The organism is Rummeliibacillus sp. BSL5, from assembly GCF_052928305.1.
In genome coordinates this window covers 1-12,750 of record NZ_JAVGCV010000010.1, presented here as the reverse complement: position 1 = coordinate 12,750, position 12,750 = coordinate 1, and the positions used below count along the sequence as shown (strand labels likewise).

Below are 12,750 nucleotides of genomic sequence, written 5' to 3'. Positions count from 1 at the left end.
AATTTATATTTTATCAATCTGATAAAACGTTGTCAATAAATTTTTTATAAAAAAATATTTTTTATCATTATATCAATATAGTGGTTATTTTTGGAAGTGAGGTAATAAGGCATCAGCTAATCTTCCAAACTCAACAATAGAAAGGGTTTCACCGCGACGCGTTGGATCTATATTCACCTCTGCAAGCGCAGATAAAATTTGTTCCTTCTTCGCTTTTCCGTTCTCCAACTGTGATTGCAGATTGTTTAGTATTGTTTTGCGACGCTGAGCAAACGAACTCCGCGTTACCTCAAAAAAGAACGCTTCATTAATCACCTCTACCGGCGGTTTTTCACGACGGAGAAGGCGTAAAACCGCCGAATCGACATTTGGCTGAGGCATAAATACTGTTTTCGGAACAGTCATCACTACTTCAGCTTGCATATAATACTGCACCGCAATAGACAGAGAGCCATATGCTTTAGTCCCTGGAACCGCTGATATCCTGTCAGCCACTTCTTTTTGCATCATAACCACCATACCGCGAATCGGCAATTTATCCATTAATAATTTTAATAGGATTGGGGTTGTAACGTAATAAGGGAGGTTTGCAACCACCATTATATCATTATAATTTTCACATTCCTCTGCTAGTATGTTGGATACATCCGCTTTTAAAATATCGGAATGAATAATTTTCACATTATCATAAGGACTCAACGTATCAGCAAGTACAGGCAGTAAACGTTGGTCTATTTCAAAAGAAATAACTTTACCCGCAGAGCGCGCCAAATGCTCTGTGAGTGCTCCGATTCCCGGTCCTATCTCAATGGCAGCACTTTCCTTTGTCAACTCTGCATGGCTTACAATATTACGTAAGATATTAGGGTCAATTAAGAAATTTTGTCCTAGGCTCTTCTTAAATGAAAAGCCATATTTTTTTAGTATTTCTTGAGTGCGCAGTGGTGTAGCTATATCTTTATTCATTTTTTTCCTCCTGATTCAGTTGTCGAATGGCTTCACCGAATTGTTGTTCTGTAATTTGGAACATTGTCAGCCTTTTGATCAATTGTTTGCTGTTTGTTGAACCTACGTTTAACAACTCTCCTAATCGTTCACGCCGTTTTTTAGCATCAGGATGAGAGAGCAAGTGAGCTGCTAGTAAATCGTCTATTGTAATCGTGCTTATAAATTTTTCAGATTGCTGTGGCGAATAAACCTTGGATAGTGCCATGCGTATATCTTCGTCCTTTGCGTGCTCAATCCCCAAGCTTTTTCCGTTTTTAGCTTTTGTTTTTTCCTTGGGCAAGAATGCATGTTTTACACCAGGAACTCGTTCCTCAATAATGGCACGGATACGCCTGCCAGGATAGTCTGGGTCAGTGAACACGATGACACCTCTTACATGTTGGGCGTGTTGTATATTGCGCAGTGTCTCATCTGAGATAGCTGATCCATTTGTTTCAATTGTATCGGCATTTACTGCTCTTTTAATCGCTGTTGTATCATCTTTTCCTTCAACTACAATAATTTCCTTAATGTCCACGGATTATAAGTCCTCTTTTCTTCGAAGTTCCTTTGTTTATTTTATTGGTTATTGTATAGTTTGTACAGTTTCTATGGGATCTTTGGTTATAAGCATATACAAAGCTATCCATGAAGATTCAATTAGATACGAAAAAGCTCCCTTATCATCAATCGATAAGGAAGCTCTCACTTAGGAAATCTTAACTTTACTTTTGAATAGTGACTTTAACAGTACGTCGTCCCCAGCTATATGCTTTTTTCTTCGATGGCATAAAGACGTCAATTTTGCGGCCTTTAATGGCCCCCCCGGTATCGCCAGCAACCGCTAGACCATATCCGTTCACATACACCATAGAACGCAATGGAATCACTTTAGGGTCGACTGCAATCACCTTTTTATATGGATTTTTGCGCAAATTGATCCCTGTAGCTGTTTTACCTGAGCATCCTTTGCAATAAGCTGTATAGGCTGTAGAAGAAACATACATTGATTTGTTAGACACAGGTTTTGATACTTTCTTAATACCAATACGTAAATATTGTTTTGCTACATAGCCTGTATGGTTCTTGTAGCTAACTTTATACCAGTTTCCTTTGCGACCTTTGTATGTTACATTATGGCCTTTAGGTATCAATGTTTTTACTTTGTATTTTGTACCTGGTCCCTTACGCAAGTTCAAACGGTCTGTCGTATGATATTTGCGGGCTGAGCTGACCATTGTAATTTTTTTATGGGAGTTTTCCACTACATCGATGGCCTTTTCTACTCGAACTTCCGATTGTGCTGCATCATTTGCGGGTTGCTTTAAAAAGCCAGCGACAGTAGTCGAAGTGTCTCCTCTATCCATTGCATTTTCATTGCTTTGTACCTGTTGGTTCTGCTGTATATTAAAGCTATTTTCTGCAAAAATAGAGCTCGTCAATACAGGTGATGCCATAATAGCTAAGACTGTCACGCCAAATATTCTTTTTAAGTTCTTTGTTATAGACAACTTTTCTTTCATCATGAAAAAACGCCTCCTTTTTGCTTTTTGAAAAATACTAATTGCTAATTTAACTTCCAGTAACTAGTATTATTCCTAACTAATGAAAACTATTCATATTTTTTGTGTGGGAGACGTTTGTTCAGTCTTTTAATTTGAAATGTTATAGAAACGAAGTGCATTTTGCGTTGTAGCTTCGGCTACTTCTTCCACTGCTATGTTTTTTAGTCTTGCAATTTCTTCCGCAACTAAAGGTACATAGGAAGGTTCATTTCTTTTACCGCGATGAGGATGCGGAGCAAGAAATGGCGCATCTGTTTCCACCATCAAATAGTCTAGGGGAATAGCCTCAGCAACTTCTTTTGGTTTTTTGGCATTTTTAAATGTCACTGGTCCGCCCAAACCGATCATAAAATTCATCTCAATACAGATTTTAGCTGTTTCTACACTACCGCTGAAACAATGCATAACACCGCCTACTTCTGAAGCATCTTCCTCTTGTAAAATGCGGATACAGTCATTTGTTGCTTCACGATTGTGAATGACAATCGGCAGTTTTACCCGTTTCGCAAGTTGAATTTGTTTTCTAAGTAAGTCTTGCTGTATTTCTTTTGGCGATTTGTCCCAGTGATAATCTAATCCTGTTTCGCCAATAGCTACAACTTTCGGGTGGGCAGCTAAACGCTCAATCCAATTTAAATCTTCTTCTGTGCAATCAATTGCATCTACCGGATGCCAGCCGATTACTGCATAAAGAAAGTCGTATATTTCCACCAGTTCCATTGCACGTGTGATCGTCGGCTGGTCAAAACCTACTACTACCATTTTCTTTACATTATTGGCTAACGCACGGTCAATAACTTGTTGAAGATCTTCTTCGTATTGTTCAGAATTTAAATGGACGTGTGTATCGATAAACATTTTCATTCTCCTCACATGAATTTCATTGTAACCAATTAAATTATTTCACGCTTCACAGTCAAATTACATTTATATTACAAACATTTCATCTGTTTCTATACTTTTTACTCATAAAGATAACTGTCGAAACATAAAATATATTCGCTTAATAGGTCTAAAAAACTAAAAAAACCTTTTTACAAATTTCTCTAATATGACGCTTATTTGAAAAGAAAAGCCTGCTTTATAGGCAGGCTTTTTTCTTTTCTATTTTACTTGGGCGCCGTTTTCAAGCTTTTCATCAACTGTTGCCAGTGTTAAAATACCATCTTTGCTGCCAGCTAAAATCATCCCTTGAGATAATTCGCCACGAAGTTTTACAGGTTTTAAATTGGCTACCACAATTACTTTGCGTCCAATTAATTCCTCTGATTTGTAATATTGCGCAATACCTGACACAACTTGACGTTTTTCATAGCCTAAATCCAGTTGAAGCTTTAATAATTTATCTGCTTTAGGCACCTTGTCGCAAGCTGTAACCGTAGCCACGCGCAAATCGACTTTCATGAAATCATCAATCGTTATTTCAGGAAATTCCTCTTTTGGTTCTTCCTCTTTTTTCGGCTCTTCTGTTTTAACAGAAACGCGCATTTGATCGCGGATATACGTAATTTCTTCTTCTGGATCTAGACGTGGGAAAATTGGAACACCTTTATCGATCACTTTCGTTTTCGCTGGAATGCCATTTTCATCATCTAATGTTTCCCAAGCAAGTAAATCCTCGCTTAAACCAAGCTGGTGCATGATTTCTTTCGGAGCTTGGGTCATGAATGGCTGAACCATAATAGCGATCTTGCGTAGGTTTTCAGCTAAATTATACATAACTGTTCCAAGCTTGCCTTGAAGCTCTTCATCCTTGGCAAGTACCCATGGCTGTGTTTCATCAATATATTTATTCGTACGAGAAACAAGTGCCCAAATGTCACTTAACACTTGGCTAAATTGCATTTTTTCAATATTTTCTTCGTAACGTGCCTTTGTTTCTTTTGCCTGGATCTTTAATGCTTCATCGAACTCTGTTGGAATAAGTCCTTCAGTTGGGATGACGCCATCGAAATATTTATTCATCATCGAAATCGTACGGTTTAACAGGTTTCCTAAGTCATTTGCAAGGTCGAAGTTTACTCTTTCGACAAATGCTTCAGGCGAGAATACACCATCTTGTCCAAATGGCAGCTCACGGAGTAAGAAGTAGCGAGTAGCATCTAATCCATAGCGCTCTATTAGCATCTCGGGGTATACGACATTACCTTTAGACTTGGACATCTTACCATCCTTCATCATAATAAAGCCATGAGCGAATACTTTTTTAGGAAGTGGCAAATCTAATGCCATTAGGAAGATCGGCCAATAAATTGTATGGAAGCGCACAATATCCTTTCCTACTACATGTACATCTGCAGGCCAATATTTTTTAAACTCGGCATCATTGTCTGTATCGTACCCTAATGTTGTAATATAGTTCGTTAATGCATCTACCCATACATAGATGACATGTTTTGGATCGCCAGGAACCCGTATTCCCCAATCAAATGAAGTACGAGATACAGAAAGATCCTCAAGACCTGGCTTGATAAAGTTGTTAATCATTTCATTTTTTCGTGATTCAGGCTCAATGAAAGTAGGATTCTCTTCGTAGTATGCCAAAAGACGATCAGCATATTTTTTCATGTTAAAGAAGTAGGATTCTTCTTTTACCTTATGGACTGGTCTACCGCAATCCGGGCATTTGCCATTATCCAGCTGTGTTTCTGTAAAAAACGATTCACAAGGCGTACAATACCAACCTTCATATTCTCCTTTATAAATGTCGCCATTATCCAAAAACTTTTTAAAGATTTTTTCTACGACCTTTGTATGACGATCTTCGGTTGTTTGGATGAAGTCATCATATGAAATATCCATTAGCTTCCAAAGTTTTTTAGCTGCTTGAGCGATTTCATCTACATATACTTGCGGATTTTTATTCGCCTCTTCTGCTTTTTCTTGAATCTTCTGGCCATGTTCATCCATACCAGTTTGAAACTTAACATCAAAACCGCGCAAACGTTTATAACGAGCCATTGTATCAGCAGCTACCGTTGTATAGGCAGTACCAATATGAAACTTGCCGCTTGGATAATAAATCGGGGTTGTGATATAGAATGTTTTCTTTTCATTTGTCACGAAAACTTCCTCCAGTGCTTTACAGTATACTTCCTATTCTATAGGAGACGGAAAAACCTTTCAATTAAAGATTACTTCTTCAGTTTTTGTCAAATCGTGTCGAATAACATCGTATTACAGTGTTTCTTGAAAAAATAAGATAAATAGCGTATATAAATACAAATATTGTTCAAAATAAAAACATCCAATAAGATAAATCTCCTTAAAGAACGGTAATTTCTTGAAAATTGTTGAAAAAATAACTTGAAAAATAATTGACGTATATGGTATTAGTTGGTATACTAATGCTTAGTCAAGGAATATTATGTCGAATTTTGACGAAAAACAATAATATATAGCTTATATAGGAGGAACACTAATTATGAAATCTACAGGTATTGTACGTAAAGTTGATGAACTTGGACGCGTGGTTATTCCCATCGAGCTTCGCCGTACTCTTGGTATCGCTGAAAAAGATGCACTAGAAATTTACGTGGATGACGATAAAATCATCTTAAAAAAATATATGCCTAATATGACTTGTGCTGTAACTGGCGAAGTATCAGATGATAACTTCCGCCTAGCTGGAGGCAATCTAATCCTTAGCCCTGAAGGCGCACAAATTCTTATTAAAGAAATCCAATCTAAATTAAATAAATAAGGCTTAGCATATCATCGAGAGGTGCTTTAGCTACCGTTTGTTATTTTTAAAACAATTTTTGAGAGCCGTCATGAATCTTGTTTAATATATTAGTGAAAAGGCCCACGTGGAATGCTACTCATCCACATGGGCCTTTTCATTTTTTCTTATTGTTTTTTATTCGACATGGTATGCTTGATAAACCTCTCGCTTACTTAGCTTCCGTATTTTTGCTACTTCTTTAATTGCTTCTTTTGACGACATACCTTGTTCTTCGATTAAAAGGTTGACATGTTCTTCTATTGTCAGCTGTGTCCACCAGTTATCTTCTTCATTTTCCTCTGCTTCTTTGCTTCCTTCTACTACTAAGCAGAATTCTCCTCGGATTTCATTAGCCATTGCCCATTCAACCGCTTCTTCTAAAGTACCACGCAAAAATTCTTCAAATTTCTTTGTCAATTCACGTGCCATGACGATTTTTCGATCGCCTAATATGGCTTGCATGTCTTTAAGAGTGTCTTTTAAGCGGTGAGGTGCTTCATAAAAAAGAATGGTTTCCTGACGTTTTTTTAAGTTCTCTAAAGATTCTTTTCGTTCCTTTTTATTTCGACTTAAAAAGCCGTAAAAGAAGAATGGCTGAGGAGTAAGGCCAGATGCGATTAAAGCTGTAAGTGCAGCATTTGCGCCTGGTATAGGGATGACTGCAAATCCTTCATCAATTGCCTTAGCTGCAATATCTGCTCCAGGGTCAGAAATACAAGGCAGACCAGCATCGCTAACTAATGCAACCTTTTTTCCCTCTCGTAAATAGTGTAGGATTTTTTCTCCTCCCTGTTCCAGATTATGCTCATGATAGCTGGTTAAGGGTGTGTCGATTTCAAAATAGTTGCAAATTTTTCTAGAATTCCGTGTATCCTCTGCTGCAATAATATCTGCTTCTTTTAAAATACGGATGGCACGCATTGTTATGTCTTCTAAATTTCCTATAGGTGTCGCTACTAAGTACAAGCAACTCTGCTGTTCATGCATTGAACTCTTTTGTGATTTCACTTTTTTCACTCCATGCTGCAATATAGTCGATCTTTTGCTTTTTAGATAATTGTTTGAAACGGTATTCTGCACTCATGGCCTCTTGCTTTGTATGGAATGCTTCAGCGTAAATACAGTGTACAGGCAATCTCGGTTTCGTATATTTTGCACCTTTACCAGCATTGTGTGCAGCCAAACGCTTCTCTAAATTATTAGTATAGCCAGTATAATAACTGCCATCGCTGCATTCTACCACATACATCATATGTTTATTCGTTGTCGCCATATAGCATCTCTCTTACTTCTGGTGTATAAGCACCATCCTCACCATACACATAAAGAGGGGGCAATATTTTTAGATCAGCCTTGCCATCTTTTATGCCTTCAATTAGGAGTGTATTAGCTTCCTTACCTTCTTTCGGATAGACAAAGCGTATCCGTTTTGGCTCTAATCGATTGTTTCGCATTGCGGTCACAATATCTAAAAGGCGACCAGGCCTATGTACAAACGCTGCCTTCCCACCCTGCTTTAAGAGTTTGCTTGCTGAATAAATCATTTCGTCCAACTTCAAGTGAATTTCATGTCGAGCAATTGCAACATGCTCTTTAAGGTTCTTTTCACTTGCCTCATGTGCAGGAAAGTAAGGAGGATTACATGTCACCACATCATATTTTTCTACTCCTAGTTGGGGTGAAATGGTACGTACATCTCCTTGTATGATGGTTATTTGTTCTTCTAATTTGTTATAGCGTACACTTCTTTCAGCCATATCATACAACCGACTTTGTAATTCTACACCGGTGATATGCCCTTTTGTACGCGCACTTAAAAAGAGAGGAATTACACCATTGCCTGTACATAAATCCACCAGTTTTCCTTTTTGAAAAGGAACGTTAACAAATTTCGATAACAACACAGCATCCAGTGAAAATGAAAATACAGATGGACTTTGGATTATGCGCAAATCCTCTGCCAATAAATAGTCCATTCTTTCATCTTCCTTTAACCAGTCTTCCATTAAAAATCCTCCACATAGCAAAAGACTGACCACCACGATCTTTTATGTGGAATCAGCCTTTTTATTATTATTGTTTATTTAAGAATGACAAACAGAATAAACAGTCTTCACCTTTTCGTGAACTGCCAAAATGAACATGGCAAACATGAAATCCTTCATGGTAGAGACGGGCTAAATTATCGTAGCCCTCCCCTATATCCATCGCATTTTGTTTCTCTTGAATGGCTTCTTTTTCGTTCTCTTTCTGATGGACAGAAAGGACTTCTTCTAAGCGAGAACGCAGATGGCTGTTCTCCATCTGTAATGTTTGATGCTCTTCCATCATGAGTGCAACAAATTTCTTCAATGCCTCAAATTGTTTTTGCATCGATTCAAGCTGTTGTTCGAACTCCATAACAGTATCTAAAAAATTACGGTCCTTCACTCAAGCCACCTCGTTATTATCTATTGAACTGAACTTTCGTATTGAAGAATTTCGTCCAATGTGTATTCTAATATTCGCTGCTCCTCATATAACTCCACTTGAAGTATTCTTTCTAAAATATTTAGGCCGCTGACTTTTCCTCTGCCATCCGGCGTTCTAATTGTTTCACCAATGTCTGGCATATGTGCCCGCGCCTCTTCATACTCGTCGTTTTCATATTTTAAACAGCACATTAAGCGACCGCATAGACCTGAAATCTTAGAAGGATTGAGCGAGAGATTTTGATCTTTTGCCATTTTTATGGACACAGGTTCAAAATCTCCTAAGAAGGTAGAACAGCAAAGCATTCTGCCGCATGGTCCTATTCCACCTAACATTTTCGCTTCATCCCGAACACCTATCTGCCTGAGCTCGATACGTGTACGGAAAATAGCTGCAAGATCTTTAACCAATTCTCGGAAGTCAACTCTGCCTTCAGCTGTAAAATAAAAAATAATTTTATTGCGGTCAAACGTATATTCAACATCTACTAATTTCATTTCCAAACTATGTTCTACTATTTTATCCGTGGCAATTCCAAACGCACGTGTTGATTCAGTTTCATTTTCATCAACTTGAATGCGGTCACGTTCATCAGCAGGACGAACTACTTGTTTAAGCGGCAATACGACATCATTTTCTCCAACTTCCTTCATTGCTACAACAATTTTTCCGTATTCTACGCCTCTTGCTGTTTCAACTATGACGTATTGGCCTTTTTCTAACAGATAGTCGCCAGGGTCGAAATAATATATTTTACCCGTTTTTTTAAAACGGACACCAACTACTTTATACAAAGGATTTTACCTCCTGCAAATTTAAAATCAACTGTTCCATCATTAGCGTTTTATTCATATTGCTTTTCAATTGCCTGCGAGCTGTTAATATTGCTTGCAATTGGGTTGATAATGTATTGAAGCTTGTTCGAAGTGCAGCATCCTTGAATACGGGTAACGTATCTGGGTATGTGCACATTACTTCTGAATTAGCTTTAATGGAGACAATGTCACGAAAGGCAAACAGCATTAAATCTAAAGCAATTTCTACTTGCTCTTTTTCTTTAAATTGAGGCAACCAGTCTTCATGTATGATAAGCATTGCTTCATGTACATTTTTAAAGGTTGCTTCTACCAATTTTAACACTGTTTTTCTTGCCTGTGCAAACGACTCATCCTTTGCAAGAGCAAAAGCTTCCTCAACATTATGGGTCAACATGCTGACTGTTGCTGCCATAGATTGGGTAATTCCACTCTCCGTTAATTTTTCAATCAATAAATTTCGTGGTATATTTATATCTCTAAATTTAATATGTTGACAACGAGAGCGGATCGTTGGAATTATAGCATTTATATTTTCTGTTAGAAATATGGCTGTCACGTTTCCTTCAGGTTCTTCTAAAAACTTCAACAATTTATTGGCTGACTTTACGTTTAAACGTTCAGCGCTATGTATCACATAAACCTTACGCCCTGCTTCTAAGCCTGTCTTGCTCATCTCACTAAGCAATGTGTCTATTGCATCTACTTTTATAAATTGTCCATCCGGGTATAGTTGGTGAAGGTTAGGATGATTGCCAGACAGGATACGCTTACAGTTTCTGCATGTTTCACATGGAACATTCAAACGGGGATTTTCACATAAAATTAATTGAACAAAAAAAAGCATTAATTCTTCAGTGCCAGTTCCTTTAGAGCCTTCAAAAATGTAGGCATGTCCAACACGATTTTTTTCGAATATGGTTTGAAGCTGTTTCGTTACAATAGGCTGCAGTTGAAGTAAGTCTTCTATATTCTCCACGGTTCCATCACACCCTCTTGTTTTGAAAAAATCCCGTGCTTCGGCGTACCGAATAACACGGGCTTTACGTATAAAGATTGATTAACAATCCTTTAATCTCACCTATTTTAGCTAATAAATCAACGGAAGATTTTTCTTCATTTAAAAGGTCCTCCGTCAGTTCAATTAGTTTGTCATCAATGGTTTGCACTATTTTCAACCGACGCCCTTCCCCAAAACGGTTCCAGGTATGCGATTGCTTTAATTCCATCCCCGAAGAGATGACTTCTTTTAAAAATCGCTTCACAAGCATTTTAAATTTAGCTAAATCACGAAGGTTTTTGGATTTTGCAATACGATCACCAGCGGTCGATATATCACCTAACAGTCTTGTTAATTGCTCTGTTTGCATTCGTTGTCCTGACTGAACAACAAAATCTCCAAAACGTGCAGTTGGCTGGTGATTAGGCAATTTTTGTCTAGTTGTGTCTACACCGATCCGTAAATCTTGATTAATCTTCAAAAAAATGTTCCCTCCACCGTTTAGAAATGATGGAACTGTTCGATAGGTAATACAAAGACAGTTGCGCCGCCTACTTCTACTTCTACTGGATAAGGGATATATGCATCAGCATTTCCACCCATCGGTGAGATAGGAGCTACCATTTGTTCACGGGAGCGGCAATTATCTCGAATAACGCCTAATAATTTTTGAACTAGTGAATCCTCAGTACCAATTAAGAAGGTTGTATTACCTGAACGAAGGAAACCTCCAGTACTGGCCAATTTTGTTGCGCGAAAATCATGTTTCGTTAAAGCGTTAGAAAGACGGTTACTATCCTGATCTTGAACTACAGCCACAACTAATTTCATCGGCATTCACTCCTCTATTTCTTTTTTCTATTATACCACACTTTAAAACACAGTAATAATTCATTAGTTCAATAATTCGATCATAATTTTCCATACAGATTGAAATACTTCTTCTTGGGGCTTATTGGCATCTATTTTATAAATGCGAGTTGGATATTTATTTGCTAATTGTAAGTATGCTTGATGTACCTTTTGATGGAAAGCCAAACTTTCTGCATCTAATCGATTGACCTCGCGTTCACTATGCGCGGCTATTCGATCAAGTCCTACTTGAGGGTCTATATCAAACAAAATCGTTGCGTCAGGCAAGCGATTTCCTATAGCAAATTCATTGATGCTCTTTACCGCATCAATACCAAGGCCTCTGCCTATACCTTGATAAGCTAATGAAGAATCCAAGAAACGGTCACACAAAACAATACTTCCTTCATCTAATGAAGGCTTTATCTTTTCAACAAAATGCTGGCTTCTAGCCGCCGCATATAATAACGCTTCTGTTTTTGGATCCATCTCTAAATGAGAGGGATCTAATATAACTTGGCGTATTTTTTCAGCAATTATACTTCCGCCTGGTTCTCGTGTCGCTACTACTTTCTTTCCCTCTTCTTGCAGTTTACTAACAACCATTTTTAAAATTGTTGTTTTACCTGCTCCTTCTGGACCTTCAAATGTGAAAAATAATTTACTCATCTCTATATCCTTTCATGACTACTGGTATGTTTATTATACATGTTGCCAAAGACGTTTACTAATCTTATTGAGGCCAGTATAGCTATGTGCTAAACACGTGTATTTAATCATATGCTACGTATTCGTCTAGCATTATGGATAATTTATATATTTTCAAAATAATTTATCTCTATGCTTCATTGAGTTACTAAAATCTACTTCCTAGAACATACAATTAATATTTATAAAAATATCAACAAATTTAAAGTGCATGATGATGAGAAAATTTAGACAAATGGATAGCATGTTCAATAATGACTAAGTGGTAAAAGTGTAAATAAAGGGTCCTACCTTTAAATACTAGAATTGAATTCTACACTAGTAACAATTAAACAAAATAAAAAGGTATTAAGCATAATCTGCTTAATACCTTAACTATTGCCTAGCAACGTCCTACTCTCACAGGGGGAAGCCCCCAACTACCATCGGCGCTAAAGAGCTTAACTTCCGTGTTCGGCATGGGAACGGGTGTGACCTCTTTGCCATCATTACTAGACTATTTGAAAGAAAGTTGTTCTTTCAAAACTGGATAAACGTGAATTGAAGGTTCTTAAGAATTTGGTTAAGTCCTCGATCGATTAGTATTCGTCAGCTCCATGTGTCGCCACACTTCCACCTCGAACCTAT

The 12,750-nt window shown here is 37.6% G+C and carries 14 protein-coding genes, 1 rRNA gene and 2 pseudogenes; 1 reads left to right on the top strand and 16 read right to left on the bottom strand.

Annotated features, from left to right (window positions below):
- Positions 1–84: 84 nt before the first annotated feature.
- From rsmA to metG, 6 genes and pseudogenes are all read right to left on the bottom strand, one after another.
- Entirely contained in the window at positions 85–966 is an 882-nt protein-coding gene (rsmA, locus tag RCJ93_RS16110; RefSeq protein ID WP_147198251.1) for a 16S rRNA (adenine(1518)-N(6)/adenine(1519)-N(6))-dimethyltransferase RsmA, read from the bottom strand.
- Complete coding sequence (gene rnmV, locus RCJ93_RS16105; protein WP_446739568.1) at positions 959–1,525, bottom strand: ribonuclease M5; 567 nt, start codon at positions 1,523–1,525, stop codon at positions 959–961. Before rnmV ends, rsmA begins: the two co-directional genes overlap by 8 nt.
- Positions 1,526–1,712: 187 nt before the next feature.
- Positions 1,713–2,000: pseudogene (locus RCJ93_RS16100) on the bottom strand (3D domain-containing protein); the annotation flags it as partial.
- Positions 2,001–2,051: 51 nt separating this feature from the next.
- Positions 2,052–2,225 (bottom strand): annotated as a pseudogene (locus tag RCJ93_RS16095) (SH3 domain-containing protein); the annotation flags it as partial.
- Positions 2,226–2,639: 414 nt separating this feature from the next.
- Positions 2,640–3,410, bottom strand: a complete 771-nt coding sequence (locus tag RCJ93_RS16090) for a TatD family hydrolase (RefSeq protein WP_446739567.1) — start codon at positions 3,408–3,410, stop codon at positions 2,640–2,642.
- 246 nt (positions 3,411–3,656) lie between these two features.
- A complete protein-coding gene (metG, locus tag RCJ93_RS16085) occupies positions 3,657–5,615 on the bottom strand; it encodes a methionine--tRNA ligase (protein WP_066791273.1) in 1,959 nt (652 codons plus the stop codon).
- Between the two features lie 361 nt (positions 5,616–5,976).
- Between metG and RCJ93_RS16080 the strand changes: the two genes are divergently transcribed.
- On the top strand, positions 5,977–6,255 hold the full coding sequence (locus RCJ93_RS16080; RefSeq protein WP_066791272.1) for an AbrB/MazE/SpoVT family DNA-binding domain-containing protein: 279 nt from the start codon (positions 5,977–5,979) through the stop codon (positions 6,253–6,255).
- Positions 6,256–6,411: 156 nt separating this feature from the next.
- On the opposite strand, the gene rsmI is transcribed toward RCJ93_RS16080, so the two are convergent.
- The 10 genes from rsmI to rrf all read right to left on the bottom strand — a co-directional run bounded on the left by rsmI (position 6,412) and on the right by rrf (position 12,619).
- A complete protein-coding gene (rsmI, locus tag RCJ93_RS16075; protein WP_446739566.1) occupies positions 6,412–7,284 on the bottom strand; it encodes a 16S rRNA (cytidine(1402)-2'-O)-methyltransferase in 873 nt (290 codons plus the stop codon).
- The gene (locus RCJ93_RS16070; protein WP_150285660.1) at positions 7,256–7,549 is read right to left on the bottom strand and encodes a GIY-YIG nuclease family protein; all 294 of its coding nucleotides are present in this window, start codon (positions 7,547–7,549) and stop codon (positions 7,256–7,258) included. The genes rsmI and RCJ93_RS16070 overlap by 29 nt, the downstream gene beginning before the upstream one ends.
- Positions 7,533–8,282: a tRNA1(Val) (adenine(37)-N6)-methyltransferase gene (locus RCJ93_RS16065; protein ID WP_446739565.1), complete on the bottom strand. Its 750-nt coding sequence runs from the start codon at positions 8,280–8,282 to the stop codon at positions 7,533–7,535. The genes RCJ93_RS16070 and RCJ93_RS16065 overlap by 17 nt, the downstream gene beginning before the upstream one ends.
- Before the next feature lie 67 nt (positions 8,283–8,349).
- Entirely contained in the window at positions 8,350–8,706 is a 357-nt protein-coding gene (gene yabA, locus RCJ93_RS16060; RefSeq protein WP_066791264.1) for a DNA replication initiation control protein YabA, read from the bottom strand.
- 20 nt (positions 8,707–8,726) lie between these two features.
- Positions 8,727–9,542: a PSP1 domain-containing protein gene (locus tag RCJ93_RS16055; RefSeq protein ID WP_066791262.1), complete on the bottom strand. Its 816-nt coding sequence runs from the start codon at positions 9,540–9,542 to the stop codon at positions 8,727–8,729.
- The gene (holB, locus tag RCJ93_RS16050) at positions 9,535–10,542 is read right to left on the bottom strand and encodes a DNA polymerase III subunit delta' (protein WP_446739564.1); all 1,008 of its coding nucleotides are present in this window, start codon (positions 10,540–10,542) and stop codon (positions 9,535–9,537) included. The genes RCJ93_RS16055 and holB overlap by 8 nt, the downstream gene beginning before the upstream one ends.
- A gap of 64 nt (positions 10,543–10,606) precedes the next feature.
- Positions 10,607–11,044, bottom strand: coding sequence for a YaaR family protein (locus RCJ93_RS16045; protein ID WP_066791258.1), 438 nt, complete (start codon positions 11,042–11,044; stop codon positions 10,607–10,609).
- Positions 11,045–11,064: 20 nt separating this feature from the next.
- Positions 11,065–11,394, bottom strand: a complete 330-nt coding sequence (locus RCJ93_RS16040; RefSeq protein ID WP_066791257.1) for a cyclic-di-AMP receptor — start codon at positions 11,392–11,394, stop codon at positions 11,065–11,067.
- Positions 11,395–11,457: 63 nt separating this feature from the next.
- A complete protein-coding gene (tmk, locus tag RCJ93_RS16035; RefSeq protein WP_446739563.1) occupies positions 11,458–12,084 on the bottom strand; it encodes a dTMP kinase in 627 nt (208 codons plus the stop codon).
- Between the two features lie 419 nt (positions 12,085–12,503).
- Positions 12,504–12,619, bottom strand: a 5S ribosomal RNA gene (gene rrf / locus RCJ93_RS16030).
- Positions 12,620–12,750 lie beyond the last annotated feature (131 nt).

Coding starts and splice junctions, on each gene's coding strand:
- RCJ93_RS16090 (WP_446739567.1), bottom strand. CDS start 3,410: ATGTTTATCGATACACACGTCCATTTAAATTCTGAACAATACGAAGAA.
- RCJ93_RS16080 (WP_066791272.1), top strand. CDS start 5,977: ATGAAATCTACAGGTATTGTACGTAAAGTTGATGAACTTGGACGCGTG.
- rsmA (WP_147198251.1), bottom strand. CDS start 966: ATGAATAAAGATATAGCTACACCACTGCGCACTCAAGAAATACTAAAA.
- RCJ93_RS16070 (WP_150285660.1), bottom strand. CDS start 7,549: ATGGCGACAACGAATAAACATATGATGTATGTGGTAGAATGCAGCGAT.
- RCJ93_RS16065 (WP_446739565.1), bottom strand. CDS start 8,282: ATGGAAGACTGGTTAAAGGAAGATGAAAGAATGGACTATTTATTGGCA.
- RCJ93_RS16040 (WP_066791257.1), bottom strand. CDS start 11,394: ATGAAATTAGTTGTGGCTGTAGTTCAAGATCAGGATAGTAACCGTCTT.
- tmk (WP_446739563.1), bottom strand. CDS start 12,084: ATGAGTAAATTATTTTTCACATTTGAAGGTCCAGAAGGAGCAGGTAAA.